Source organism: Sphingomonas sp. (assembly GCF_017745215.1).
Classification (GTDB): domain Bacteria; phylum Pseudomonadota; class Alphaproteobacteria; order Sphingomonadales; family Sphingomonadaceae; genus Sphingomonas.
In genome coordinates this window covers 177,206-200,986 of the sequence record NZ_JAGHZV010000007.1, presented here as the reverse complement: position 1 = coordinate 200,986, position 23,781 = coordinate 177,206, and the positions used below count along the sequence as shown (strand labels likewise).

Here is a 23,781-nt window from a genome sequence, read left to right as displayed (position 1 = left end):
CGCGGCCGGCTCGCTATAGCGCGAGCGTCGGCCCGCGCAACATACCCGTTTTTCCAACTTTGGCCGATTGACCCGCGCCGGGCGCCCTTCCTATGGTTGATGCGATGGAGAGGCCGAACCCCGCCGCCGAAGCCCCGCGTTCGGCGCTCCCGCCCGTCCGCCGGCTCAAGACGCCGGTGATGCTCGCCTATGGCTTCGGCGCGGTCGCCTATGGCGTGAAGGACTTCGGCTTCCTCACCTTCCTGCTGCTCTTCTACAACCAGGTGGTGCATTTGCCCGCCGAGCAGGTCGGCTTCGCGATCATGTGCGCGCTGTTCCTCGACGCGTTCATCGACCCCGCGATCGGCGTGCTCTCGGACCGGACGCGCAGTCGCTGGGGTCGGCGCCATCCCTGGATGTACGGCGCGGCGCTGCCGATCGCGATCGGCTGGTGGCTGCTGTGGAACCCGCCCGCGGGCTCGCACGGGCTGCAGCTCGCCTGGCTGTTCGCCACTGCGGTGATCGTACGCACCGCGGTCTCGGCGTTCGAGGTCCCCTCGCAGGCATTGAGCCCCGAGCTTACCGCCGATTACGACGAGCGCACGCGGATCATGGCGTATCGCTACCTCTTCGGCTGGGGCGGCGGCATGGCGATGATGATGGCGGCCTATGGCTGGTTCCTTGCGCCCGGGCCGGGGCAGGAGGCGGGGCAGTTCAGCCGCGGCGGCTATCCGGGCTTCGCGATCGGCGGGGCGGCGCTGATGGCGCTCGCGATCCTCACCTCGGCGATCGGCACGCACGGCGAGATCAGGCGCCTGCCGCGCGCCGACGTCGCGAAGAAGCCGCGCGGCGAGACCTTCCGGGATTTCTGGCAGACGATCAGCAACCGCGCCTTCCTCACGCTGATGGGCGCGGCGCTCTGCTATTATTCGGCGCAGGGGATCAGCTTCTCGCTCTCCAACTATCTCTACGCGCACGTCTGGCGGATGGAGGGGAGCGACTATCTGTGGATGAGCCTGGTGCTGCTCGCCGGCGCGGCGACGGCCTTCGTGATCGCGCCGCGCGTCGCGCGCCGGATCGGCAAGCCGCGCGCGGCGATGGGGTTCATGATCGCCGCCGCGCTGCTGCTGGCGACACCCTATGTGTTGCGGCTGGTCGGCTTCTTCCCCGAGCCGGGCAATCCGGTGCTCTTCCCGCTGCTCTTCGCGATCTTCTACTTCAACACGAGCTGCAGCGTCTCCTCGACGATCCTCGGCGCCTCGATGCTCGCCGACGTCGTTGAATATTCGGAGATGGACACCGGGCGGCGTTCCGAGGGAGTGTTCTTCGCGGGCTCCTTCTTCATCCAGAAGTGCACGAGCGGGCTGGGCATCTTCGGCTCGGGGCTGATCGTGCTGCTGACGCATTTCCCGACCGGCGCATTGCCGGGGACAGTGCCCAAGGCGGCGCTCGACGAGCTGACGCTGGCCTTCATCGCGCTGTACCTCGGCCTCGCGATGGCCGCCGCCTGGCTCTACAGCCGCTTTCCCTTCGGCAAGGCCGAACATGAGGCACGTGTGGCGCGGCTGGCGGCGGCGACGCGGTAGACTTTTGGCGCATTTTGCGTTATAACGTCTGTATGACCAAGGCGCTCAAGATCGTCCGTGTCGGCAATTCGGCCGGCGTGATCCTGTCCAAGGAGATGCTCGCGCGCCTGCGCGTCGAGCTGGGTGACGAGCTGAGCGTCAGCGATGTGCCGGGCGGTATCCAGCTCACCCGGCACGATCCCGGCTTCGAAGACCAGATGAAGGCTGCGCGCGACGTGATGGAACGCCGCCGTAATGCGTTGCGCGAACTCGCCAAATAGTCATGGCCCAGCGCGAGTGGATCTGGGTCGACCTCGCGGTCGCCGAGGCTGCGCATGGGGAACAGCTCGCCGAACACGGCGGCGCTGAGGGTGTGCGCGATCGGAACATGCTCGAGAGCGCGATGGCACGACCGCTCAATCTCGTTGCCTATGGCGAGCCCGATGCGGCCGAGCTGGCGGCGAGCTATGCCTATGGCATCGCGCGCAACCATCCCTTCGTAGATGGCAACAAACGCACCGCCGCCGTGGTGAGTGAAACCTTCCTGGTGCTCAACGGCTATCGGCTTGCGTGCGACGACGTCGAACTGGTGATGACCTTCCTGTCGCTCGCGGCGGGCGAGTTGAGCGTCGAGGCGCTCACCGACTGGTTCCGCAAGCACACCGTCCCCGCCTGACGAAGAAATGCCCGCCGGGGACCAGCCCCGGCGGACACCTTTTCCTCCCCAGGAAACTCGTGCCTCAGGCGACGCGGCCGAGGCGGTGATAGAGGTTCGAGAACTTCACCGATTCCGGCTGGTCGCGGACCTTGAGCATGTAATCGCCCACCGCCTCGCGAAGCAGGCGGAAGTCTTCGGTCGAGAACACCGCGCGGGCACGCTGAGGTTCAGGGCTGGGCGGCTCACGGGTTTCGTCGGTCTGCATGGCTCACTCTCCTCTTACGCGGCTTCTTGCTTGAACTGGGCGGCTTCGGTGCTCTCGGCGAGCGCAGTGGTGGAGCTGGCGCCCCCCGCCACCGTCTGCGCGATCGCATCGAAATAGCCGGTGCCGACTTCGCGCTGATGGCGCGTCGCGGTGTAGCCGTTCACTTCGGCGGCGAACTCGGCCTGCTGCAGCTCCGAATAGGCCGCCATGCCGCGATCCTTGTAGCCGCGCGCCAGCTCGAACATGCCGAAGTTGAGCTGGTGGAAGCCCGCGAGCGTGACGAACTGGAACTTGTAGCCCATCGCGCCGATCTCGCGCTGGAACTTGGCGATGTCGTCCTTGTCGAGGTTCTTCTCCCAGTTGAAGCTGGGCGAGCAGTTGTAGGCGAGCATCTTGTTCGGATGCTCCTTCTTGATCGCCTCGGCGAAGCGGCGGGCATCGTCCATGTTGGGGTGGCTGGTCTCCCACCACAGCAAGTCGGCATGGCTCGCGAAGGCGAGGCCGCGCTTGATGCAATGGTCGACGCCGGTGCCGTCCTTGAGGCGGAAGAAGCCCTCGGGCGTGCGCTCGCCGGTCAGGAACTCGCGGTCGCGCTCGTCGACGTCCGAGGTGATCAGCCTGGCGCTCTCGGCGTCGGTGCGCGCGCAGATCACCGTCGGCACGCCGCACACGTCGGCCGCGAGGCGCGCCGCATCGAGGTTGCGGATGTGCGCCTGCGTCGGGATCAGCACCTTGCCGCCCAGGTGGCCGCACTTCTTCTCGCTCGCGAGCTGGTCCTCATAATGCACGCCGGCGGCGCCCGCGGCGATATAGGCCTTCATGATCTCGAAGCAGTTGAGCGGCCCGCCGAAGCCAGCCTCGGCATCGGCGACGATCGGCGCGAACCAGTCGCGCTGGGCGCCACCTTCCATGTGCTCGATCTGGTCGGCGCGCTGGAGCGTCGAATTGATCCGGCGCGCGAGTTCGGGACCGGCGTTCGCAGGATACAGCGACTGGTCGGGGTACATCTGCCCCGCGGTGTTGGCGTCGGCCGCCACCTGCCAGCCCGAAAGGTAGATCGCCTTGAGCCCGGCGCGCACCATCTGCATCGCCTGGTTGCCGCTGAGCGCGCCGAGCGCGTTGATATAGTCCTCGGTCTTGAGCAGCTCCCAGAGCTTGAGCGCGCCGCGGCGCGCGAGCGTGTGCTCGATCGGCAGCGAGCCGCGCAGCTTCGCCACGTCCTCCGCCGAATAGGGGCGGTCGATGCCGTCGAACCGGCCCTGGGGCGCGGGGACGAGATCTTCGAAGGTCGTGGTCATGTGCTATCCTTTACAACTCGACGATGGGTTGCACGCCTCCTAGCGCTTGAATCGGTCCAGGAGGCAGAGGAAAGGCATCGGAAAAGGCGTCGACCTGTCGCGGGGAGCACGTACTCGAGTTGTGATATTGTAATTTCATTGACAATTTCGCTCCACCCTGCCACACCCCGCGCCAGCGGAGACTTCGCGAGCCCACCACGTCCCCCGGCGTGGCCCCAAACGGGCGGACGAAGTCTCCGCACCCGTTTTCGAGTGCCGATGGCAGATCCAAAGCTTTTCGCCGGCCATGCCGTCCGCCGCCTTCGCCGCGGTGCCGCGATGACGCAGGCGGCGATGGCCGATGTGCTCGGCATCTCGCCCAGCTATCTCAACCTCGTCGAGCGCAACCAGCGGCCGCTGACCGCGACCTTGCTCCTCCGCCTCGCCGAGCAGTTCGACTTCGATCCGCGCGCGCTCTCCGCCGGCGAGCCGGGCGGCGGCGGCGAGGGGCTGCGGCGCCGGCTCGCCGACCCGATGTTCGCCGACCTCGAGATCGACCGGACGCAAGTCGAGGAATGGCTCGCCGGCGCGCCCGGCGGCGCCGAGGCGTTCGCGCGCGCCTATGACCGGATCGGCACCGGCGGCGGGGCGCAAGCCGACGCCGCGCCCGATCCCGCGATCGCCGTCCGCCGAGAGATCGAGCGCTGGCGCAACCATTTCGCCGACCTCGACGCCGCTGCCGAGCGGCTCGCCGACGAGCTTCGTCTCGCCGCCGGCGACCTCTATGGCGCGATGGCCGAGCGGCTGCGGGTCAAGCACCAGCTCTCGGTGCGCATCCTGCCGGTCGAAGTGATGCCCGACCGGCTCAAGCGCCTCGACCTCCACGCCCGCCAGCTCCAGCTCTCGGAATTGCTCGATGCCCCCGCGCGCAGCTTCGCGCTCGCGCAGCAGCTCGCCGAGGAAGCGCGCGGCGAGATCGACGCGCTGGTCCGCGGCGCCGCGCTCGAGCGGCTGGCGGAGCGGCTCTTCCGCCGCCACTTGACCGGCTATTTCGCCGCGGCGGTGATGATGCCCTACGCCCGCTTCCTGCGCGCCTGCGAAGCGACGGGGTACGACCTCGAGCTGCTCCAGCGCCGCTTCGGCGCGGGGTTCGAGCATGTCGCGCACCGGCTCGCGACGCTCCAGCGCGTCGGCGCGCGCGGCCTGCCCTTCTTCATGATCCGCATCGACCGCGCCGGCCAGGTCTCCAAACGCTATGCGGGCGCGAGCGCCTCGCCGCTCGCCGAGGGACCGGGGACCTGCCCGCTCTGGGCGATCTTCGACGCGTTCGCGCGGCCCGGCGAGATCGTCGCGCAGCTCGTCGAGCTCGAGGGCGGCGGGCGCTGGTTCACGCTGGCGAGGAGCGTCCAGCCGCAGGGCGCGCGTGCGGGCGGCATCCATGCGCGCTTCGCCGTGGGGATCGGCATCGCCGCGGCCGATGCGCGCAACCTCGCCGCCGCGCGCGGCTTCGACCTCGCGGGCCAGGCCGTCCCGATCGGTCCCGGCTGCCGCGCCTGCACGCGCCCCGACTGTCCCCAGCGCTCCGCCCCGCCCGCCGGCCGCGCGCTGCTGGTCAGCGAGCGCGAGGCGGGGCTGACGCCGTTCGGCTTCGCGGGCGATTAGCGTCCCGTATCGATAATCGGCCGCCGCGTTTACGCGACGGCAACCCCTGTCGGTCCACGTCGGGACCGGGCAAGAAGGGGTTCCGGACATGTCGATTGCTGCGCGACTCTATCGCGAAGACGACCGATCGGCCGAGCGCCATCGGCTCGAGCGCGACGCGACGCTGAGGGATTCGGACTGGGCGCCGCTCGACGCGGTGGTCGAGGACCTCTCCGCGGGCGGCTTCCGCGTGGTCGTTTCGGCCGAGCTCAGGGTCGGCAGCGAGATCGGGCTTGGCCTCGCCGGCATCGGCGTGCGCAAGGCGCGCGTCGTCCGCCAGGCCGAGACCGGATACGGCTGCGAGTTCCTCGAGCCGTTGAGCGACAGCGACTTCGCCAAGGCGCTGGTCGCCGCTCCCGCCGCGCCGATCCGCCTGCCCTATGGCGCGACCAGCCAGGCCGAGCTCGAGGAAGCGCTCTACGCCGCCGAGCCGGTGGTCGACCGCCTGCCGCTCCGCACCCGCGTCGCGATCATCGTCGCCTGCGCCGCGGGCGGCTGGGCGCTGCTCGGCGGCGTCGCCTGGGGCGTGGCGGTGCTGCTCGGGCTGGTCTGACGCCGCCGAAACCCCGAGTCGGGTCGCGAAAAGTCACAAGAGTCACGACCCGTCGCGGCGATTCCGATTCCTGTACCCTTCCGACTTCGAAGAACGACCGGAATTCTCCAGCCGCGCCAGCCAAGCAGGCCAAATCCTACATTGCAAGCGGGGCGGCGCTCGCCGACTGGCTCAGGCCCCCGCCACGGTCAGCCGGTCGAGCTGGTCCTTGCTCAGCTCGACATCCCAGAAGCCCAGCAGCTCGTCCAGCTGCTCGACGCTGGTCGCGCTCGCGATCGGCGCGGTGACGCCGTCCTGCGCGGCGAGCCAGGCGAGCGCGATCTGGGCGAGCGTCGCGCCGGTCTCCGCCGCGACCTCGTCCATGACGCCAAGCACCGCCGGTCCCTTGCCGTCGAGATAGGCCTGCATCCGCCCGCCGCGCACGCTCTTCCCGAAGTCCGCCGCCGAACGGTATTTGCCCGTGAGGAACCCCGAGGCGAGCCCGTAGAAGGGCACCACGCCGATGTTGTGCGTCAGGCAGAGGTCCTCGACCTCGCCCTCGAACTTGTGGCGGCTGACGAGGTTATACTCGTTCTGCAGCGCGCGGTAATGCGGCAGCCCGTGCTTCGTCGCGAGGTCGAGCGCAGACTTCAGCCGCATCGCCCCGAAGTTCGACGCGCCGATGCTGTGGACCTTGCCCGCGTCGATCAGCTTGGCGAACGCGCCGAGCACGTCGTCCTGCGGCGTGTCGGGATCGTCCTGGTGCGCGAAGTACAAATCGATGCGATCGATCCCAAGCCGCTGCAGCGACGCATCGCATTGCGCGGCGATCTTGGGCGGCGCGAGCTTGCCGAGCTCGGTGTTGTCCCAGGGCAGCATGCCGATCTTGGTCGCGATCAGCACCTTGTCGCGCTTGCCCGAGGCCTTGAGCCACTCGCCGATCACGCTCTCCGATTCGCCGCCCTTGTGGCCGGGCACCCAGGCCGAATAGACGTCGGCGGTGTCGATCATCACGCCGCCGCGCTCGGCGAAGCGATCGAGGATGCGGAAGCTCGTCGCCTTGTCGGCGGTCCAGCCGAAGACGTTGCCGCCCAGCACCAGCGGGGTCAGCTCGAGGCCGCTGGCCCCCAGTGCGCGTAATGTCATTGGCCGGGCTCCGTCACATTGGTCGACGCATTGATGTCGGTCGCCGCCGCGGCGGCATTGAGCTGGCGGTCCTCGTCCGAGCCGCCGTCGCCGCACGCCGCGAGCAGCAACGCCAGCGGCAGGATCGCGAGGAAACCGCGCGCCATGGTCAGTCGAAGATCTCGTTGCCGTCGCCGCTGCCTTCATCGCCGCCGTGCGAATCATTGCCGGCATAGGCCTGTTCGGCGTTGTTGAACGCGGCGGCCTGCGCGGCATTGATGTCGTCCACCGCGGCAGCCATGGTGTTGCTGTCGCCGCCGATCGAGCCATTGGCCTCGGCGGCTTCGTTCTTCGCCTTCTGGCCGCAGCCGGCGAGGCCCAGCGCCGCGATCAGCGCGAGCGGTAGGATGAGCTTGCGCATCGTGTCTCCCTTCGGAATTGCTTGGGGAATTGGCTAGCCAGCGCGGAATCGCGGCGCAAGCCGCCTCGACGCGCGTTGACCTGATATAAAGATATCTTTATATCTATAAGAGCCATGAACCGGGCCCTCATCATCTTCCGTGCGCTGGCGGATTCGACGCGGCTGCGCATCCTCGCGCTGCTCCGCTCGATGGAGCTGTCGGTCGGCGAGCTGGCGCAGGTGCTCGGCCAGAGCCAGCCGCGGGTGAGCCGCCACGTCAAGATCCTCTGCGACGCCGGCCTCGCCGAGCGGCGCAAGGAAGGCAGCTGGGTGTTCGTCGCGCTCGGGCCGGGTGCGACGGTGGGCCCCATCCTGGCCGCGCTCGACGGCTGGAACGAAGCCGATCACTGGGCGGTCGCCGACGAGGCGCGCCTTGCCGCGGTCCGCGCCGATCGTGCGAGCGCGGCGGCCGAGTGGTTCGAATCGAACGCCGCGCAATGGGACGCGATCCGCTCGCTCCACATCGCCGAGGAGCAGGTCGAAGCCGCGATGGCCGAAGCGCTGGGGGATGCGCCGCTCGGCCACCTCATCGACATCGGCACCGGCACCGGTCGGATGCTCGAGCTGTTCGGTCCCCGCGCGGAGCATGCGCTGGGGATCGATCGCTCCTCCGAGATGCTGCGCCTCGCGCGCGCCAAGCTTTCCGAGCGCGGGCTCAACGCCGAGCTGCGCCAGGCCGACCTCTACGCCCTGCCGCTCCAGGACGGCGGAGCGGACACCGCGATCCTCCACCACGTCCTCCATTTCGCGCAGCAGCCCGGCGCGGCGATCGCCGAGGCGGCGCGCGTGCTCGGCCCGGGCGGGCGGCTGCTGATCGTCGACTTCGCGCCGCACGAGCGCGAGGAGCTCCGCAGCCAGGACGCGCATGCGCGCCTCGGCTTCTCCGACGAGCAGATCCTCGGCTGGTTCGAGGCGCAGGGGCTCTCGCCCGTGCTCGTCGAGACGCTCGAGGGCGGCGAACTGACCGTGAAACTATGGCTCGGCCGCAAGACCGGGCAAGCGAAGGAACGAGTGAAGGCGGCATGACCAGAGCCGAAGAAGAAGCGCGTCGGGCATCGTCCCCGCCGCTGTTCGCCGATGTCCAGGGCGACGTCGCGGTGTCGTTCGAATTCTTCCCGCCCAAGACGGAGAAGATGGAGGAGACGCTGTGGGAATCGATCCAGACGCTCTCGCCGCTCGGGCCCCGCTTCGTCTCGGTGACCTATGGCGCCGGCGGGACGACGCGCGAGCGCACCCACGCGACCGTCGCCCGGATCGCGCGCGAGACGCCGCTCGCCGCCGCCGCGCACCTCACCTGCGTCGAAGCGACGCGCGAGGAGATCGACGCCGTCGCCGAGGAATATTGGGCCTCGGGCGTGCGCCATATCGTGGCGCTGCGCGGCGATCCCCCGCGCGCGGGCGAGAAGTACAGGACGCATCCCGGCGGCTATGAGAATGCCGCCGCGCTGGTCGCTGGGCTGCGCAAGCTCCACCCGTTCGAGATCTCGGTCGCGGCCTATCCCGAATGCCACCCGGATTCGCCCGATCCGGCCGCCGACCTCGACAATCTCAAGCGCAAGATCGATGCGGGCGCGAGCCGCGCGATCACGCAGTTCTTCTTCGAACCCGAGACCTTCTTCCGCTTCCGCGACGCAGCCGCCGCGGCGGGGATCGACGCCGAGCTGGTGCCTGGCATCATGCCGGTGATGAACTATGCCAGCGTGCTGCGCATGTCGGGGATGTGCGGCACGGCGGTGCCCGCCTGGATGGCGCATCTGTTCGAGGGGCTCGACGACCATCCCGCCGCGCGCCAGCTCGTCGCCGCGACGCTCGCCGCCGAGCTCTGCCGCCGCCTCTATGCCGGCGGGGTGCGCGACTTCCATTTCTACACGCTCAACCGCGCCGAGCTGAGCTATGCGATCTGCCACCTGCTGGGGATTCGCCCGACGCCGCCCGCGCATGTGGCGGCGGCGTGAAATGAACAATAGCCCCTCCCCTTCAGGGGAGGGGTTGGGGTGGGGGATGTCCACGGGCACGTCGGTCTCGGTGAGACCCACAGCCCCCACCCATCAATCGGGTGAACCCTGCCCCCGGCATGGTTCAGAAATGCCCGGGGGGCATTTCGGCCCGATTTGATCCCTCCCCTGAAGGGGAGGGGCTTCAGAAGGAAGAAGTATGACCGCACGCGAGAAACTGCTGGCCGAAGCGGCAAAGCGCATCCTGATCACCGACGGCGCCTTCGGCACCGAGATCCAGAACTGGAAGCTCGACGAAGCCGCCTATGCCGGCGACCTCGGGCTCAGCCACGACCAGAAGGGCAACAACGACATCCTCGCGCTGACGATGCCCGAGGTGCCCGCCTCGATCCACCGCGCCTATTTCGAAGCGGGCGCGGACATCGCCGAGACCAACACCTTCTCGGCCAACCGGATCAGCCAGGCCGATTACGGCGCCGAGCATCTGGTGCGCGAGATCAACGTCGAGAGTGCGAAACTGGCCCGGAGCATCGCCGACGAGTTCGAAGCCCGCGACGGCCGCCCGCGCTTCGTCGCCGGCGCGCTCGGGCCGACCAACAAGACGCTGTCGCTCTCGCCCGACGTCAACGACCCCGGCTATCGCGAGATCGACTTCGACACGCTCAAGGACGTCTACCGCGAGCAGATCGACGCGCTGGTCGAGGGCGGGATCGACTTCGTGCTGATCGAGACGGTGTTCGACACGCTGAACGCCAAGGCCGGGATCATGGCCGCGATCGAGGCGGGCGAGGCGCTGGGCCGCGACTTGCCGATCATGCTGTCGATGACGCTCACCGATCTCTCGGGCCGCAACTTGTCTGGCCACACGGTCGAGGCCTTCTGGCACGCGGTGCGCCATGCGCGGCCGGTGACGATCGGGCTCAACTGCTCGTTCGGCGCCGAGCAGCTGCGCCCGCACGTCAAGACGCTCGCGGCGCTCGCCGACACGCTGATCATGGTCTATCCCAACGCCGGCCTCCCCAACGAGCTCGGCGCCTATGACGAGCTGCCCGAGACCACCGCGGCGCTGGTCAAGGAATGGGCCGATGCGGGGCAGGTCAACATCCTCGGCGGCTGCTGCGGCTCGACTCCGGCGCACATCAAGGCGATCGCGGAGGCGGTGGCGGCGCTGCCGGCACGTGCCGTCGCGAGCCCCGAGGTGCGGACGCGGCTCGCGGGCCTCGAGCCGTTCACCATGGCGGCGTGATTTTTTGACCGTCACCCCGGCGAAAGCGGGGGCCCAGAGCCAAGAGCGGCGTCGCCTGTGACCCTGGGTCCCGGCTTTCGCCGGGATGACGACTAGGAATGAAATGACAAGCACCCCCTCCTCCACCTCCTTCGTCAACGTCGGCGAGCGCACCAACGTCACGGGCTCCGCGGCGTTCAAGAAGCTGATCATGGCCGGCGACTATGCCAAGGCGGTCGAGGTCGCGCGCCAGCAGGTCGAGAACGGCGCGCAGGTGATCGACGTCAACATGGACGAGGGCCTGCTCGACGCCCATGCCGCGATGACCACCTTCCTCAAGCTCATCGCCGCCGAGCCCGACATCGCGCGCGTGCCGGTGATGATCGACAGCTCGAAATGGGACGTGATCGAGGCCGGCCTGAAGTGCGTCTCGGGCAAGCCGATCGTCAATTCGATCAGCATGAAGGAAGGCGTCGACCAGTTCCTTGCAGCTGCGCGCAAATGCATGGCCTATGGTGCCGCCGTCGTCGTGATGGCATTCGACGAGACCGGCCAGGCCGACACCCAGGCGCGCAAGGTCGAGATCTGCGAGCGCGCCTACAAGCTGCTGACAGGCATCGGCTTCCCGCCCGAGGACATCATCTTCGACCCCAATGTCTTCGCGGTCGCCACCGGCATCGAGGAGCACAACAACTACGCGGTCGACTTCATCGAGGCGTGCCGCGAGATCAAGGCGCGCTGCCCGCACGTCCATATCTCGGGCGGGCTTTCGAACCTCAGCTTCTCGTTCCGCGGCAACGAGCCCGTCCGCCGCGCGATGCATTCGGTGTTCCTCTACCATGCCATCCCCGCGGGCATGGACATGGCCATCGTCAACGCCGGCCAGCTCGACGTCTACGACACGATCGACCCCGCGCTGCGCACCGCCTGCGAGGACGTGATCCTCAACAAGGACCCCGAGGCGGGCGACCGTCTCGTCGCGCTCGCCGAGAAGTTTCGCGGCACCGATGCCGTCGCCGAGAAACAGGCTGCCGAATGGCGCGGGTGGACCGTGGTCAAGCGGCTCGAGCACGCGCTGGTCAAGGGCATCGACGCGCATGTCGTCGAGGATACCGAGGAATGCCGCCTCGCCGTCGCCGAGGCCGGCGGGCGCCCGATCGAAGTGATCGAGGGCCCGCTGATGGACGGGATGAACGTCGTCGGCGACCTGTTCGGATCGGGCAAGATGTTCCTGCCGCAGGTGGTCAAATCGGCGCGCGTGATGAAGAAGGCGGTGGCGCACCTGCTGCCGTACATCGAGGCGGAGAAGGCCGAGGGCGCCAAGGCCAAGGGCCGGATCGTGATGGCCACCGTCAAGGGCGACGTCCACGACATCGGCAAGAACATCGTCGGCGTCGTCCTCCAGTGCAACGGCTTCGACGTCGTCGACCTCGGCGTGATGGTGCCCTGGGCCGACATCCTCAAGGCCGCCAACGAGAATGACGCCGACATGATCGGCCTCTCGGGCCTGATCACCCCGAGCCTCGACGAGATGGTGACTGTCGCCGAGGAGATGCAGCGCGCCAAGATGCAGATGCCGCTGCTCATCGGCGGCGCGACCACCAGCCGCGTCCACACCGCGCTGCGCATCGAGCCGGCGTACAAGGGCCCGGTGGTCCATGTCCTCGACGCGAGCCGCGCGGTGGGCGTCGCGACCGCGCTCGTCTCCGACACGCAGCGCGATGATTATGTCGCCAGGGTCGCCGAGGAGTACGCCGGCATCCGCGCCGCGCGCGAGGGCCGCGGGCAGAGCGAGTTGCTGCCGATCGGCAAGGCGCGCGACAATGGCTTCGATGCCGACATGAGCCTCAAGCCCGGCAAGCCGCGCATGCCCGGCGTCCACGAGTTCCTCGACTGGGACCTCAAGGACCTGCGCAGCTACATCGACTGGACGCCCTTCTTCCGCGCCTGGGAGCTCGCCGGCGTCTATCCCGCGATCCTCGACGACAAGGTGGTCGGCGAGAGCGCGCGCTCGCTGTTCGCCGATGCGCAGAAGATGCTCGACCGGATCGTCGAGGACAAATGGCTCACCGCGCGCGGCGTCGCGGGGCTGTGGCCGTGCCGCCGCGACGGCGACGACATCGTCGTCCATGTCGAGGACGAGGAGCATGTCCGCCTGCCGATGCTGCGCCAGCAGATTTCGAAACGGGAAGGCCGCGCGAACATGTGCCTCGCCGACTTCATCGATCCGCAGGGCGACTGGATCGGCGGCTTCGCGGTCTCGATCCACGGCATCGAGCCGCACCTCGCGCGCTTCAAGAACGCGATCGACGATTACAGCGACATCCTCCTGAAGGCGCTCGCCGACCGCTTCGCCGAAGCCTTCGCCGAGCGGCTCCACCAGTTCGTGCGCACGTCGCTGTGGGGCTATGCCGAGGGCGAGCAGCTCACCAACGAAGCACTGATCAAGGAAGCCTATCGCGGCATCCGCCCGGCGCCCGGCTATCCCGCCTGCCCCGAGCACAGCCTCAAGCCGATCCTGTTCAAGATGCTCGACGCGCACCACCACACCGGCATCTCGCTCACCGAGAGCTTCGCGATGCTGCCGACTGCGGCGGTGAGCGGCTTCTACTTCGGCCATCCGCAAGCCGAATATTTCGGCGTCGCGCGCATCGGCCGCGACCAGCTCGAGGACTATGCCGCGCGACGCGGGGTGAGCCTCGAGCAAGCCGAGCGCTGGCTCAGGCCGAACCTGGATTGAGGTGACGCCGCGCCGCGCGGCTGATATGGTGCGCGGCGAAGGAGAACGCGCATGTTCCCGCCGATCGATCGCCCCTGCCCCTATGTCGACCGGCTCGACTCGGTGATGGACGGCGACTTCTGCCGGATGTGCCGGCGCACCGTCTTCGATCTGACCGCGATGGACGAGGCCGAGCGTCGCGCCTTCCTCGCCGGTTGCGCGAGCGACGACGAGGTATGCGTGCGCTACCTCCGCCCGGCGCTTGCCGCCGCGGCGCTGGCCGCGAGCGTCGCGGCGCTGCCCGCCGCCGCCCAGCAGGCGCCGGGGCAGACCCCCACGCCTCAGCCACTGCCCGCCAATGCGGTCGCGTCGGAGGACGAGGAGGTGGCGATCGTCACCGCCGGCCGCGTCGGGCCCAGCGTCTGGGCGGATCCGCACGCCACCTCGCTCCCGCCCATCACCGTGCAGAAGGTCTGGACGACCAGGCGCGACGACCGCGATCGCCGCAAACCCGCGCCGCACAAGGACTGACTTCCCCACCCGCCGGGATGACGGTCGAGAAGGGCTATGCATCCACTCCCATCAATGATACGTAATCACATATCATTCGCGGAGAGGAGGCCACGCATGTTCCCCAGGATCGAACGGACCTGCCCCTATCTCGACCGGCTCGACTCGGTGATGGACGGCGACTTCTGCCGGATGTGCGAGCGCCAGGTCCACGACCTCACCGACATGACCCGCGCCGAGCGCGCCGACTTCCTCCGCGCGTGCGGCGGCGACGCCTGCGTGCGCTATACCACCTATCTCAAGCCCGCGGTTGCCGCGGCGATGCTCGCCGCCTCGACGGCGGCGCTCGCCACGCCGGCGATGGCGCAGGACGGCCGCGGCAAGCCCGGCGCCCACGTCCGCAAGCCGGCGATCGTCAAGCCGCCGCTGGTCAGGCGCGTGAAGCCGCCCAGGGAACTGCTGGTCCCGATGGTGACCGCCGGCCTGCCGCCGCCTCCGGAACCGCCCAAACCTGCCGAGCCGCCGCTCGAGCCGCCGCCCGCGACGCCCGCCAGGCCCTGAGGCTGAAGCGCCATGGACCTGTTCCCGCGGATCGAACGGACCTGTCCCTTTCTCGACCGGCTCGATGAGGCGCTGGACGGCGACTTCTGCCGGATGTGCCAGCGGCAGGTCCACGACCTCACCGACATGACTCGCGCCGAGCGCGCCGCGTTCATCGCGTCATGCGCGGGCAAGGGCCGGGTCTGCGTGCGCTACACGCTGCCGGTGCGCCCGGCGATGGCGGCCGCGGCGCTCGCAGCCTCGGCGGCAGTGGTCGTCGGTGCGGAGTCGATCCTCGTCGATCCGCCGCCAGTCCATGCGGAGGCGCCCGTGTTCCTCGGCGAGATGCAGGTGCCCGATCCGCCGGTGCTCGCCGGCATCATCGCGCCGCCCGCCGATGCGCACTTCGAAAAGAAGCCGCACCGGGCAAGGCATCGCCCCGCCCGCGCGAAGCGGCTACGCTGGGGTTAGCAGGCCCCCGCTCGGGGCGAATTGAGGATGTTCGATCCCCGCGACCCAGGCTCAAGCCGCCTTGGCCATTCCCGCGCGATAGAGCCGGCAGCAGTTGCGGCCGCTCGCCTTGGCCGAATAGAGCGCGACGTCGGCGAAGCCGACCAGCTCGGCGAGGTCCGGCCCCGCCGCGGGCGTCCGGTGCACGCCGATGCTCGCGGTCACCGCCTCGCAGTCGCCGAAGTGGAAATGCTCGATCCGGCGGCGGATCTTCTCCGCGATGTGCTGCGCCTCGATCGAATCGACGCCGGGGCACAGCACCACGAACTCCTCGCCGCCCCAGCGCCCCACCGTATCGGCCGGCCGCACGTTGCGCCGGATCAGCGCCGCGACGGCGATCAGCACTTCGTCGCCATAGCTGTGGCCGAACTGGTCGTTGAGCCGCTTGAAGTGGTCGATGTCGATGATCAGCGCCGCAATGCCCCCGTCCGCCGACAGCGCGGCGTGCCGCTCGGCGACGCCGCGGCGGTTGAGCACCTTGGTCAGCGGGTCTCGCCGTGCGGTCTCCTCGGCTTCCTCGGCCTGGCGCTCGGCGAGCTGCTGGAGCGCGCCGGTGCGCTCGACTTCGCCCTTCAGATTGCCGATCCGCCACGCGAGATAGACGCCGATCAGCACCACCCAGAAGCCGAGCAGCGCGAGATACCATTGCGCGTCGCTGAGCAGCGCCTTGCGGATCACGATCCCGCGCACGTCGAACTCGTGATGGCCCAGCGTCGATTCGGTCCCCGTCTCGATGTCGATCGAGGTGACGTTGTCGAACTGGGGATGGCTGAGCGACGGCGAGAGCTGGCGCTTGCGCAGCCACCAGTCGGGCACGCCGAAGTCGCTGATCGTGAACGATTGGGTCTGCGTCCGCCCCGGCATCGCGTCGAACTCGATGCGGTTGTACTTGGGCGTGTCCGCGTCGGCGCGCGTGGCGTAGCGCGGGTCGAAGTTCTTCAGGTGCAGGCGGATCGTCTTCGAAGGGCCGCGATAGGCGAGCTCGATCGTCAGCCCGCGGAAGTTCTTGAGGTCGATCCCATGCGAGCCGGTGCGGCCGTCGAAGAAGATCTCATAGCCGCAATAGGGATAGGCGAAGCCGGGCTTGGTGTCGCAGGTCCAGTGGAGCGGCGCCACGGCCGCGGCGCGCGACTTGCCGCCATTGGCCTTGTCCGAGAAGGCAAGCAGCGCGTAGCGCCCGTCGGCGAGCGATGCCGGGGTCAAGTGGATTCGCTGCTCGAGGATGCGGTCGCGGCAGGCCACCGCCGCGACGGTGAGCATCAGGAGGACGAAGAGCAGCGCCTCGAACCGCGCCTTGGCGAGGAGGCGACGCGGGCGGCGGCCGAATCCGGCGTCCGCCTGTTCCCCGCCTTCGAACTGCAGCGGCTTCATTCGTTCCTCACTCGTCGCCGCGTCCGGCCGGATGCCTTCGGCATAGCGAAACCAGGGATAGCAAGGCGTTAACGCACCCATACGGGACTGCCCCTAGGCCCGCTTCCGTGCTAGCCAGGCGGGGGGTCGCGCTTCGATTTGGGGAAGCAGTGCGAATGGAACGAGAAACGATGCTGCAGCGGATCGACGCTGCCTATGCCGCGCGCGCCGCCGGGGACAGGGCGGCGGTCGCGGACCATTGGGAGCCGGGCGCCACCTATCGGCTGGCCGGCGAAGCGACGGTGACGCCCGCGCTGCCCGGCGACGCGATCCAGGCGGTCAATGCGCTGATCGACCTCTTCGAATTCCACGAGCTCGAGCGCGTCCACGCCGTGGTCGAGGGCGACAGCGCCGCGATCCACTGGCGCGTGCGCGTGTCCACGCCGGGCGGCGAACCGGTCGAGGCCGAGATCTACGATCTCTGGCGCTTCGCCGCGAGCGGCCGGGTCGCGTCGCTCGTGCAGTTCACCGATACGGCGCTGATCGTCCGCATGCTCGCCTGAGCGGGGCGCTTGGGAATGCGCCTCACGGCGCATGGCGGCACCGGCCCGCTTGCCGCGCGCCGCCGAACCGCTACAGCTTGGCGAAACAATTGGGGAGGAAAGCCAATGGCAGCCACGGGGGCGATGCCGACGGCGGAGCCGAGCGCGGGGGACATGCGGCTGGTGATCAGCGCCTCGTCGCTGGGCACGATCTTCGAATGGTATGATTTCTTCATCTGGGGAACGCTCACCACCACGGGCATCCTCGGCAAGACCTACTTCCCCGCAGGCAACGAGGCGCTGGCCGATCTCCTCTCCTGGGCGGCGTTCGCGGTGGGGTTCGGCTTCCGGCCGCTGGGCGCGATCCTGTTCGGCTATCTCGGCGACAAGCTCGGGCGCAAATACACCTTCCTCGTCACCATCACGCTGATGGGCATCGCCACCGCGGGGATCGGCCTGATCCCCAGCTATGCCGCGATCGGCGTGGCGGCGCCGATCCTGATCCTGCTGATGCGCGTCGGCCAGGGGCTCGCGCTCGGCGGCGAATATGGCGGCGCGGCGATCTATGTCGCCGAACATTCGCCGGGCGGGCGATCGGGCTTCTACACCAGCTTCATCCAGGCGAGCGTGGTCGGCGGCTTCATCCTCAGCCTGATCGTGGTGCTGACCGTGATGGGCACCGTCTCCAGGCCGCAGTGGCTCGCCTGGGGCTGGCGCATCCCCTTCCTCTTCTCGATCGTGCTCCTCGCCGTCTCGCTGTGGATGCGGCTCAAGCTCTCCGAGAGCCCGGTGTTCAAGGCGATCAAGGAAGCCGGCGAGACCGCGGCCAATCCCTTCGTCGAGAGCTTCACCTATCCCGGCAACGGCAAGCGGCTGTTCGTCGCGCTGTTCGGCATCGCCGCGGGGCTGACGGTGATCTGGTACACCGCGATGTTCTCGGTGCTGAGCTTCCTCAAGACGATGCACGTCGAGGATACCACCGCGCAGCTGATCACCGGCGGCGCGGCAACGCTCGGCCTCGTCTTCTTCATCCTGTTCGGCCGCCTGTCGGACCGGATCGGGCGCAAGCCGCCGATCGTCTGGGGCTATCTGCTGACGCTGATCCTGCTCTTCCCTGCCTTCTGGGTGATCGGCAGCGCCGCCAACCCCGGCCTTGCCGCCGCCGCCAAGCGCGCGCCGGTGGTCGTCTCGGGGCCGAACTGCGCCTATGACCTCTTCGCCGGCAAGCAGACCGACCCCTGCGCGCAGGTGCTCGACCTGCTCGCCAAGAAGGGCGTCGTCTATAGCAAGGCCCAGTCGGCGAGCGTGGGCGTGACCGTGGGCGGCGCGCCGGTGGTCGACCTGACCGTGCAGGGGATCGACGCCGCGCTCACCGACGCGGGCTACGACCTGGCGCCCAAGGTGCCTTCGATCCAGAGCATCGCGGTGATCCTGCTCGCGATCCTGGTGCTGATGGCGCTCTCGGGCGCGACCTATGGTCCGGTGGCGGCGCTGCTCAGCGAGATGTTCCCCTCGCGCATCCGCTACAGCTCGATGTCGATCCCCTATCATTTCGGCACGGGCTATTTCGGCGGCTTTCTCCCGCTGATCAGCCAGTACATCATCGTGCGCACCGGCGATCCCTATGCCGGGCTCTGGTACACCTTCGCCGTCGTCGCGATGGCGCTGGTGGTGACGGCGCTGGGGCTGAAGGAAACGCGCGGGGCGGCGGCGTCCTAGACTCGGTTCTCGCCGGGAGCGGGCTGGCGCCGCCGCCGTTTCAGCGCAACTGAAACCGCAAGAACGAAGAAGGGCCGGCCGCTTGGAGCGGACCGGCCCTCCTCCCCTCGATACGCTACGCGAGGGGTCTTCACTGGGAACAACCGCTTTCGGCCTAGACTGGTTCCCTTAATCCCTAGCTGAACGATATCGTTATCTCCCGTTCATCTTAGGGCGGACGCTTCCGCGCGCCGCGCGAGCCGCTATGGATGCGCCATGCGTCCGTTGCTTCCGCTGCTCTTCGTCGTGGCCCTGGGGATCCCCGCCTCGAACCAGAGCGCGCGACCGGTGCTCGGCCCCACGCCCGACATGCGCGCGACTCGCGTGGCGCTCTTCCCCCGTGACCCCGCGCGCGCCAGGGTCGATGCGCTCACCTATCTCGGCGGCGTCCGCCTCTCGAGCCGCGACGAAGCGTTCGGCGGCTTCTCGTCGATGCTCGTGCGCGGCGACCGCTTCACCCTGCTCAGCGATTCGGGCAACCTCGTCAGCTTCCGCATGGGCGCCGACTTCCGCCCGTTCGACACCGTCTTCGCCGACCTCCCCGCCGGCCCCGCGCTGGGCTGGACCAAGAGCGACCGCGACAGCGAATCGATGACCCAGGACCCGGCGAGCGGCCGCATCTGGGTTGGCTTCGAGAATTACAACGCGATCTGGCGCTTCGACGCCGGGCTCACCCGCGGCGAGGCGAGCGTGCGCCCGCGGCCGATGCGCCTTTGGGACGTCAACGGCGGTCCCGAGGCGATGACGCGGCTCACCGACGGGCGCTTCGTCATCCTCTCCGAGACCACGCTCGCGAAGAAGATCCCCGGCAACAAGGCGCTGGTGTTCAGCCGCGATCCCACCGATCCTCGCAGCAAGTTCACGCGCTTCGCCTTCGTGCCGCCGGCGGGCGGGTTCGCGCCGTCGGACATGACCCAGCTGCCCGACGGGCGGCTGCTGGTGCTGGTGCGGCGCATCTCGATCAACCGCTGGTTCGAATCCAAGCTGGTGGTGTTGGACCCCGCGCACATCCGCGCCAACACCGCGATCCGCGGCCGCGAGATCGCTGCCTTCACCGTGCCGATGACGCGCGACAATTTCGAAGCGATCGCAGTGACGCGCGAGGGCAGCGACACGATCCTGTGGATCGCCTCGGACGACAACCGCGAGCTGGTCCAGCAGTCGCTGTTGATGAAGTTCCGGATCGATTCGCTGCCTTAGGCCGACTTCCCCACCCCCAAAGTCGTCACCCCACCCCCAAGGTCGTCATCCCGGCGAAAGCCGGGACCCAGGGCCACGAGCGATTCGCTTTGCAACCCTGGGTCCCGGTTTTCGCCGGGATGACGATTATTGAAGCGCTCACGCGCGGAGGGCGGCATCGGCCCGCTCCCCCACCCGGCCGCCCAACGCCAGTGTATTCTATGGGTGGCCGGGAGGGGGAGCGGGCCGGTGCCGCCCAGCCAAACGCAACGAAGCCCTGGAATCGCCTGCACATCGGCAGGTGATTCCAGGGCCCCGCCGCTCCGGCGTTACCCGAAAGGAACCGCGCGGCTCAGGCCGCGACGGGCGCGGTCGCCTTCTTGACTTCGCGCTTCAGGCGCCGCGCACGCAGCGAGAGGTCCTCGTCGCGCGTCTTGAGCAGCCAGTTGTCGAGGCCGCCGACATGCTCGACCGAGCGCAACCCGTGCGTCGACACGCGCAGGCGGATGCTCTTGCCCAGCACGTCCGAGATCAGCGTCACGTTCTGCAGGTTGGGCAGGAACGTACGCTTGGTCTTGTTGTTGGCGTGGGAGACGTTGTGTCCCACCTGCCGGCCCTTGCCGGTCAGCTCGCAGATGCGCGACATCGCTTCAAATCCTGGTTAGGCCCGGGACGCCCCGAGCCGGAAAGGCCGCGCCGATAGCCCGATTGGGACGGGTCGTCAACCGATTCACCGTTTACGCTGCAACCCGGATGGTTGATAGCGCGTTCATTGCGCAACCGATTCAAACGGGGAGATGAAGCGATGCGTGCAATTCTGGTCCTGCTGGGGCTGATCTGCCTCGGCGCGGTGGTGATGTTCTCGCTCGGCATGCTGCGAGTCGACGTGCCCAAGGAGGGCATGATGCCGACGGTGAGCGTCAACCTCTCGGGCGGCAAGCTGCCCGAAGTGAAGACCGGCTCGGTCGAAGTGACGACGACCAACGCCACGGTGGCGGTGCCCACCGTCGAGATGAAGAACACCACGGTGACGCTGCCGACGATCGAAGTGAAGAAGGCTCCAGCCGCCTCGCCGACTCCGGCGCCTGCGCACTGAGGGTGACGACGACGCGGCGGAGCGCTAGTTCCGCCGCGATGTTCCCGCTTCCCGATCCGATGCGACTGGCGCTCGACGCCGCCCGCGAGGCCGCGGCGGCGGGCGAAGTGCCCGTGGGTGCGGTGCTGATGCACGGCGGCGAGGTGATCGCGGCCGCCGGCAACGCTCCGCGCGGGCTTGCCGACCCCACCGCGCACGCCGAGATGCGGGTGATTCGCGAAGCGGCGCGGCTGCTCGGGCGCGAGCGGCTCGAGGATTGCGACCTGTGGGTCACGCTCGAACCCTGCGCGATGTGCGCCGGCGCGATCGCGCACGCCCGCATCGCGCGGCTCTATTACGGCGCGGCCGATCCCAAGGGCGGCGCGGTGGAGCATGGACCGAGAGTCTTCGCCCAGCCGACCTGCCACCACCGGCCGGAAGTCTATTCCGGCATCGGCGAAGGCGAAGCGGCGGGGCTGCTCAGGGAGTTCTTCCGGGCGCGGCGGTAGGACCGCCGCCCCTCCTCACCACTGTCATGCTCTTTGAAAGCCGGTGGGACGCGAGCGGCACCGCCGCTTGAGCGTCATCCCGGCGAAAGCCGGGATGACGGCGGTAGGAGCGCCGAAACCCGCCCGGCGATTGATGACACGCCCTTGTTTCGGCATGACGCGCCGCGAAGGGCGGGATCACCCCTCCACCGGCACGATCTTGATCTCCACCCGCCGGTTCGCCGCCCTGCCCTCGTCCGAATCGTTCGAAGCCACCGGCTGGGTCTCGCCATAGCCGCGCGTGCCGACGCGCTCGCGCCGCACCCCGTGCGATTCGAGATAGCCCGCCACCGACTCCGCGCGCCGCTGCGAAAGCGCGAGATTGTCCGCGTCCGACCCCACCGAATCGGTATGGCCGTACACGTCGACATAGGTCTGCTCGTACCGCCCCAGCACTTCCGCCACCTGGTCCAGCGTCGGCCGGAACTGCGGCTGCACCGTCGCGCTGCCGGTCGCGAAGGTGATCCCCGAAGGCATCGACAGCACCAGCTCGTCGCCCTGGCGAATCACCCGCACGTCGGTGCCCGCGGTCCGTTCGCGCAGCTCGCGCTCCTGCCGGTCCATGTACGCGCCGATGCCCGCACCCGCGAGCCCGCCGATCCCGGCGCCCAGCAGCTTCTCGGTGCGGTCGCGCCGCCCGCCGACGACGTCGCCGAGCAGATAGCCGCCGAGCGCGCCCGCCACCCCGCCGATCGCGGCGTTCGACGGGCGCCGCTGCCCCGTCTCGGGATCGGTAACGCAGCCCGCGACCAGCGTCGCAAGCGCCGCGGCGGTCGTCCATTTGAGCATCTGCATGATCGAACACCTCCGCGATGAGCCTTCCGGCTGCGAACCCGCGGACGCATCGACTTGTTCCGCGCACGCATCGACAGAGCAGTTGTGGAGCAGGCCACCCTGCGGTTATGGAGGAAAGCCCCGATGGACAGGCTTCCCCCCTACCCCTGGATCGACGTCGCGATCATCTTCGCGCTGATCCTCCTCAATGCCGTGTTCGCGATGAGCGAGCTGGCGATCGTCTCCGCACGCCCGGCGCGGCTCGAAGCGATGGCGCGCGTCGGCAAGCACGGCGCCAAGACCGCGCTCGCGCTCGCCGCCGATCCGGGCAAGCTGCTCTCGACCTCGCAGATCGGCATCACGCTGATCGCGATCATCTCCGGCGCCTATTCGGGCGCGAGCCTGGGCGGCCCCACCGCGGCGCGACTCCAGCTGGTGTTCGGCCTCGGCCCCGACACCGCCGAGACCGTGGGCATTACCCTCGTGCTCGGCATCACCACCTTCGTGAGCCTGGTGATCGGCGAGCTCGTCCCCAAGCAGTTCGCGCTGCGCTCGCCCGAGCCGATCGCCGCGACGATGGCGGTGCCGATGCTGTGGCTGGCGCGGATCGCCGCGCCCTTCGTCTGGCTGCTCGATTCGACCAGCGCGCTCGTCTTCCGCCTGCTCCGGCTCAACCGCGATTCGGAGAATCGCGTGACCGCCGAGGAGCTTCACCTGCTCGTCGCCGAAGCCACGAAATCAGGCGTGATCGAGGAGCATGAGCGCTCGATCATCTCGGGCGTCGTCCGCCTGGCCGACCGGCCGGTGCGCGAAGTGATGACGCCGCGCACCGACGTCGACTGGCTCGACATCGACCTCGACGGCGACGGCATCCGCGAGGCGCTGCTCGCCACCCCGCACACCCGCCTGCCGGTGGCCGAGGGCTCGGTCGACAAGGTCGTCGGCGTCGTCCAGGCGCGCGACATCGCCGGCGCGCTGTTCCGCGGCGAGCCGCTCGACTTGCGCAAGCTGATGCGCCCGGCGCCCGTGCTCCCCGACCAGGTCGACGCGATGGACGCGCTCACCGCGCTGCGACGCGCCGAAGTGCCGATGGGCCTCGTCCACGACGAATACGGCCATTTCGAAGGGCTGGTGACCCCGGCGAACCTGCTCGCCGCGATCGCGGGCGAGTTCGCGTCGGACGCCGAGCCGGGCGAGAACCCCAATGTCGTCGAGCGCGAGGACGGTTCGCTGCTCGTCGCCGGCGCGATGCCGGCGGACGCGCTCGCCGAGCGGATCGGCATCGACCTTCCCGAGGACCGCGACTATGCGACGGTCGCGGGGCTGGCGCTGGCGGCGCTCAAGCACCTTCCCAAGGAAGGCGAGCATTTCGTCGAGCAAGGCTGGCGCTTCGAAATCGTCGACATGGACGAGCGCAAGATCGACAAGCTGCTGGTGAAGCAGGAGGGGTAGGGGCTTGCCCCAACCTCAAACTCCGAGCCGTCATCCCGGCGGAAGCCGGGACCCAGGGCAGCAGAGGTCGTCGCTCGTGACT

Annotated in this window: 26 protein-coding genes; 18 read left to right on the top strand and 8 right to left on the bottom strand. The window is 68.8% G+C overall.

What is annotated here, in order from left to right; translation table 11 throughout:
• Positions 1-104: 104 nt before the first annotated feature.
• The 3 genes from J7495_RS09665 to J7495_RS09655 are packed head-to-tail and all read left to right on the top strand — an operon-like array spanning position 105 to position 2,220.
• Entirely contained in the window at positions 105-1,565 is a 1,461-nt protein-coding gene (locus tag J7495_RS09665; RefSeq protein WP_294056275.1) for an MFS transporter, read from the top strand.
• Positions 1,566-1,597: 32 nt separating this feature from the next.
• A complete protein-coding gene (locus J7495_RS09660; protein ID WP_294056274.1) occupies positions 1,598-1,825 on the top strand; it encodes an AbrB/MazE/SpoVT family DNA-binding domain-containing protein in 228 nt (75 codons plus the stop codon).
• Between the two features lie 2 nt (positions 1,826-1,827).
• On the top strand, positions 1,828-2,220 hold the full coding sequence (locus tag J7495_RS09655) for a type II toxin-antitoxin system death-on-curing family toxin (RefSeq protein ID WP_294056273.1): 393 nt from the start codon (positions 1,828-1,830) through the stop codon (positions 2,218-2,220).
• Between the two features lie 64 nt (positions 2,221-2,284).
• Here the strand turns inward: J7495_RS09655 and J7495_RS09650 are convergent, their stop codons facing one another.
• A complete protein-coding gene (locus tag J7495_RS09650; protein WP_294056272.1) occupies positions 2,285-2,467 on the bottom strand; it encodes a hypothetical protein in 183 nt (60 codons plus the stop codon).
• Positions 2,468-2,481: 14 nt separating this feature from the next.
• Positions 2,482-3,765 carry an isocitrate lyase gene (gene aceA / locus J7495_RS09645; protein WP_294056271.1) on the bottom strand — a complete coding sequence of 428 codons (1,284 nt, stop codon included), beginning with the start codon at positions 3,763-3,765 and terminating at the stop codon, positions 2,482-2,484.
• A gap of 258 nt (positions 3,766-4,023) precedes the next feature.
• Here aceA and J7495_RS09640 point away from each other — a divergent pair, with 258 nt between their 5' ends.
• Positions 4,024-5,406, top strand: coding sequence for a short-chain fatty acyl-CoA regulator family protein (locus J7495_RS09640; RefSeq protein WP_294056270.1), 1,383 nt, complete (start codon positions 4,024-4,026; stop codon positions 5,404-5,406).
• Between the two features lie 88 nt (positions 5,407-5,494).
• Positions 5,495-5,998 (top strand): PilZ domain-containing protein, encoded by a 504-nt coding sequence (locus J7495_RS09635; RefSeq protein WP_294056269.1) that lies wholly within the window; start codon positions 5,495-5,497, stop codon positions 5,996-5,998.
• A gap of 171 nt (positions 5,999-6,169) precedes the next feature.
• Here the strand turns inward: J7495_RS09635 and J7495_RS09630 are convergent, their stop codons facing one another.
• The 3 genes from J7495_RS09630 to J7495_RS09620 are packed head-to-tail and all read right to left on the bottom strand — an operon-like array spanning position 6,170 to position 7,523.
• A complete protein-coding gene (locus J7495_RS09630; protein WP_294056268.1) occupies positions 6,170-7,123 on the bottom strand; it encodes an aldo/keto reductase in 954 nt (317 codons plus the stop codon).
• Entirely contained in the window at positions 7,120-7,269 is a 150-nt protein-coding gene (locus tag J7495_RS09625) for a hypothetical protein (protein WP_294056267.1), read from the bottom strand. Before J7495_RS09625 ends, J7495_RS09630 begins: the two co-directional genes overlap by 4 nt.
• 2 nt (positions 7,270-7,271) lie before the next feature.
• Positions 7,272-7,523, bottom strand: coding sequence for a hypothetical protein (locus J7495_RS09620; RefSeq protein ID WP_294056266.1), 252 nt, complete (start codon positions 7,521-7,523; stop codon positions 7,272-7,274).
• Positions 7,524-7,637: 114 nt separating this feature from the next.
• On the opposite strand from J7495_RS09620, the gene J7495_RS09615 reads away from it, so the two are divergent.
• The 7 genes from J7495_RS09615 (at position 7,638) to J7495_RS09585 (ending at position 14,982) form a co-directional block, all read left to right on the top strand.
• Complete coding sequence (locus tag J7495_RS09615) at positions 7,638-8,588, top strand: metalloregulator ArsR/SmtB family transcription factor (RefSeq protein ID WP_294056265.1); 951 nt, start codon at positions 7,638-7,640, stop codon at positions 8,586-8,588.
• Entirely contained in the window at positions 8,585-9,517 is a 933-nt protein-coding gene (metF, locus tag J7495_RS09610; protein ID WP_294056264.1) for a methylenetetrahydrofolate reductase, read from the top strand. The genes J7495_RS09615 and metF overlap by 4 nt, the downstream gene beginning before the upstream one ends.
• Positions 9,518-9,716: 199 nt before the next feature.
• Entirely contained in the window at positions 9,717-10,763 is a 1,047-nt protein-coding gene (locus J7495_RS09605; protein WP_294056263.1) for a homocysteine S-methyltransferase family protein, read from the top strand.
• 103 nt (positions 10,764-10,866) lie between these two features.
• The gene (gene metH / locus J7495_RS09600) at positions 10,867-13,482 is read left to right on the top strand and encodes a methionine synthase (protein WP_294056262.1); all 2,616 of its coding nucleotides are present in this window, start codon (positions 10,867-10,869) and stop codon (positions 13,480-13,482) included.
• Between the two features lie 51 nt (positions 13,483-13,533).
• Entirely contained in the window at positions 13,534-13,992 is a 459-nt protein-coding gene (locus J7495_RS09595) for a hypothetical protein (protein WP_294056261.1), read from the top strand.
• A gap of 96 nt (positions 13,993-14,088) precedes the next feature.
• Entirely contained in the window at positions 14,089-14,532 is a 444-nt protein-coding gene (locus J7495_RS09590) for a hypothetical protein (RefSeq protein ID WP_294056260.1), read from the top strand.
• A gap of 12 nt (positions 14,533-14,544) precedes the next feature.
• Positions 14,545-14,982, top strand: a complete 438-nt coding sequence (locus tag J7495_RS09585) for a hypothetical protein (RefSeq protein WP_294056259.1) — start codon at positions 14,545-14,547, stop codon at positions 14,980-14,982.
• Positions 14,983-15,033: 51 nt separating this feature from the next.
• Here J7495_RS09585 and J7495_RS09580 read toward each other — a convergent pair whose 3' ends face one another.
• Entirely contained in the window at positions 15,034-16,392 is a 1,359-nt protein-coding gene (locus J7495_RS09580) for a GGDEF domain-containing protein (protein ID WP_294056258.1), read from the bottom strand.
• A 155-nt stretch (positions 16,393-16,547) separates the two neighbouring features.
• Here J7495_RS09580 and J7495_RS09575 point away from each other — a divergent pair, with 155 nt between their 5' ends.
• From J7495_RS09575 to J7495_RS09565, 3 genes are all read left to right on the top strand, one after another.
• Positions 16,548-16,934, top strand: a complete 387-nt coding sequence (locus tag J7495_RS09575; protein ID WP_294056257.1) for a nuclear transport factor 2 family protein — start codon at positions 16,548-16,550, stop codon at positions 16,932-16,934.
• A gap of 105 nt (positions 16,935-17,039) precedes the next feature.
• A complete protein-coding gene (locus J7495_RS09570; RefSeq protein WP_294056256.1) occupies positions 17,040-18,632 on the top strand; it encodes an MFS transporter in 1,593 nt (530 codons plus the stop codon).
• Between the two features lie 255 nt (positions 18,633-18,887).
• On the top strand, positions 18,888-19,871 hold the full coding sequence (locus tag J7495_RS09565) for an esterase-like activity of phytase family protein (protein WP_294056255.1): 984 nt from the start codon (positions 18,888-18,890) through the stop codon (positions 19,869-19,871).
• Between the two features lie 331 nt (positions 19,872-20,202).
• Here the strand turns inward: J7495_RS09565 and rpmB are convergent, their stop codons facing one another.
• Positions 20,203-20,496 carry a 50S ribosomal protein L28 gene (rpmB, locus tag J7495_RS09560; protein ID WP_294056254.1) on the bottom strand — a complete coding sequence of 98 codons (294 nt, stop codon included), beginning with the start codon at positions 20,494-20,496 and terminating at the stop codon, positions 20,203-20,205.
• Between the two features lie 159 nt (positions 20,497-20,655).
• On the opposite strand from rpmB, the gene J7495_RS09555 reads away from it, so the two are divergent.
• Together J7495_RS09555 and J7495_RS09550 are read left to right on the top strand one after the other, a co-directional pair.
• Positions 20,656-20,946 (top strand): hypothetical protein, encoded by a 291-nt coding sequence (locus J7495_RS09555; protein ID WP_294056253.1) that lies wholly within the window; start codon positions 20,656-20,658, stop codon positions 20,944-20,946.
• Positions 20,947-21,005: 59 nt separating this feature from the next.
• Positions 21,006-21,434: a nucleoside deaminase gene (locus J7495_RS09550; protein ID WP_294056252.1), complete on the top strand. Its 429-nt coding sequence runs from the start codon at positions 21,006-21,008 to the stop codon at positions 21,432-21,434.
• 177 nt (positions 21,435-21,611) lie between these two features.
• Here the strand turns inward: J7495_RS09550 and J7495_RS09545 are convergent, their stop codons facing one another.
• Positions 21,612-22,268: an OmpA family protein gene (locus J7495_RS09545; RefSeq protein WP_294056251.1), complete on the bottom strand. Its 657-nt coding sequence runs from the start codon at positions 22,266-22,268 to the stop codon at positions 21,612-21,614.
• A gap of 123 nt (positions 22,269-22,391) precedes the next feature.
• On the opposite strand from J7495_RS09545, the gene J7495_RS09540 reads away from it, so the two are divergent.
• Positions 22,392-23,699, top strand: a complete 1,308-nt coding sequence (locus tag J7495_RS09540) for a hemolysin family protein (protein WP_294056250.1) — start codon at positions 22,392-22,394, stop codon at positions 23,697-23,699.
• The last annotated feature ends 82 nt before the right edge of the window (positions 23,700-23,781 follow it).

What these genes read in the sequence shown, in the direction of transcription:
- J7495_RS09655 (WP_294056273.1), top strand. Translation starts at nt 1,828, where the DNA reads ATGGCCCAGCGCGAGTGGATCTGGGTCGACCTCGCGGTCGCCGAGGCT.
- J7495_RS09580 (WP_294056258.1), bottom strand. Translation starts at nt 16,392, where the DNA reads ATGAAGCCGCTGCAGTTCGAAGGCGGGGAACAGGCGGACGCCGGATTC.
- J7495_RS09550 (WP_294056252.1), top strand. Translation starts at nt 21,006, where the DNA reads ATGCGACTGGCGCTCGACGCCGCCCGCGAGGCCGCGGCGGCGGGCGAA.
- J7495_RS09555 (WP_294056253.1), top strand. Translation starts at nt 20,656, where the DNA reads ATGCGTGCAATTCTGGTCCTGCTGGGGCTGATCTGCCTCGGCGCGGTG.
- J7495_RS09585 (WP_294056259.1), top strand. Translation starts at nt 14,545, where the DNA reads ATGGACCTGTTCCCGCGGATCGAACGGACCTGTCCCTTTCTCGACCGG.
- J7495_RS09545 (WP_294056251.1), bottom strand. Translation starts at nt 22,268, where the DNA reads ATGCAGATGCTCAAATGGACGACCGCCGCGGCGCTTGCGACGCTGGTC.
- J7495_RS09665 (WP_294056275.1), top strand. Translation starts at nt 105, where the DNA reads ATGGAGAGGCCGAACCCCGCCGCCGAAGCCCCGCGTTCGGCGCTCCCG.
- J7495_RS09650 (WP_294056272.1), bottom strand. Translation starts at nt 2,467, where the DNA reads ATGCAGACCGACGAAACCCGTGAGCCGCCCAGCCCTGAACCTCAGCGT.
- J7495_RS09630 (WP_294056268.1), bottom strand. Translation starts at nt 7,123, where the DNA reads ATGACATTACGCGCACTGGGGGCCAGCGGCCTCGAGCTGACCCCGCTG.
- J7495_RS09575 (WP_294056257.1), top strand. Translation starts at nt 16,548, where the DNA reads ATGGAACGAGAAACGATGCTGCAGCGGATCGACGCTGCCTATGCCGCG.
- J7495_RS09570 (WP_294056256.1), top strand. Translation starts at nt 17,040, where the DNA reads ATGGCAGCCACGGGGGCGATGCCGACGGCGGAGCCGAGCGCGGGGGAC.
- metF (WP_294056264.1), top strand. Translation starts at nt 8,585, where the DNA reads ATGACCAGAGCCGAAGAAGAAGCGCGTCGGGCATCGTCCCCGCCGCTG.
- J7495_RS09620 (WP_294056266.1), bottom strand. Translation starts at nt 7,523, where the DNA reads ATGCGCAAGCTCATCCTACCGCTCGCGCTGATCGCGGCGCTGGGCCTC.
- J7495_RS09660 (WP_294056274.1), top strand. Translation starts at nt 1,598, where the DNA reads ATGACCAAGGCGCTCAAGATCGTCCGTGTCGGCAATTCGGCCGGCGTG.
- aceA (WP_294056271.1), bottom strand. Translation starts at nt 3,765, where the DNA reads ATGACCACGACCTTCGAAGATCTCGTCCCCGCGCCCCAGGGCCGGTTC.
- J7495_RS09615 (WP_294056265.1), top strand. Translation starts at nt 7,638, where the DNA reads ATGAACCGGGCCCTCATCATCTTCCGTGCGCTGGCGGATTCGACGCGG.
- J7495_RS09540 (WP_294056250.1), top strand. Translation starts at nt 22,392, where the DNA reads ATGGACAGGCTTCCCCCCTACCCCTGGATCGACGTCGCGATCATCTTC.
- J7495_RS09590 (WP_294056260.1), top strand. Translation starts at nt 14,089, where the DNA reads ATGTTCCCCAGGATCGAACGGACCTGCCCCTATCTCGACCGGCTCGAC.
- J7495_RS09625 (WP_294056267.1), bottom strand. Translation starts at nt 7,269, where the DNA reads ATGGCGCGCGGTTTCCTCGCGATCCTGCCGCTGGCGTTGCTGCTCGCG.
- J7495_RS09565 (WP_294056255.1), top strand. Translation starts at nt 18,888, where the DNA reads ATGCGTCCGTTGCTTCCGCTGCTCTTCGTCGTGGCCCTGGGGATCCCC.
- metH (WP_294056262.1), top strand. Translation starts at nt 10,867, where the DNA reads ATGACAAGCACCCCCTCCTCCACCTCCTTCGTCAACGTCGGCGAGCGC.
- J7495_RS09635 (WP_294056269.1), top strand. Translation starts at nt 5,495, where the DNA reads ATGTCGATTGCTGCGCGACTCTATCGCGAAGACGACCGATCGGCCGAG.
- J7495_RS09605 (WP_294056263.1), top strand. Translation starts at nt 9,717, where the DNA reads ATGACCGCACGCGAGAAACTGCTGGCCGAAGCGGCAAAGCGCATCCTG.
- rpmB (WP_294056254.1), bottom strand. Translation starts at nt 20,496, where the DNA reads ATGTCGCGCATCTGCGAGCTGACCGGCAAGGGCCGGCAGGTGGGACAC.
- J7495_RS09595 (WP_294056261.1), top strand. Translation starts at nt 13,534, where the DNA reads ATGTTCCCGCCGATCGATCGCCCCTGCCCCTATGTCGACCGGCTCGAC.
- J7495_RS09640 (WP_294056270.1), top strand. Translation starts at nt 4,024, where the DNA reads ATGGCAGATCCAAAGCTTTTCGCCGGCCATGCCGTCCGCCGCCTTCGC.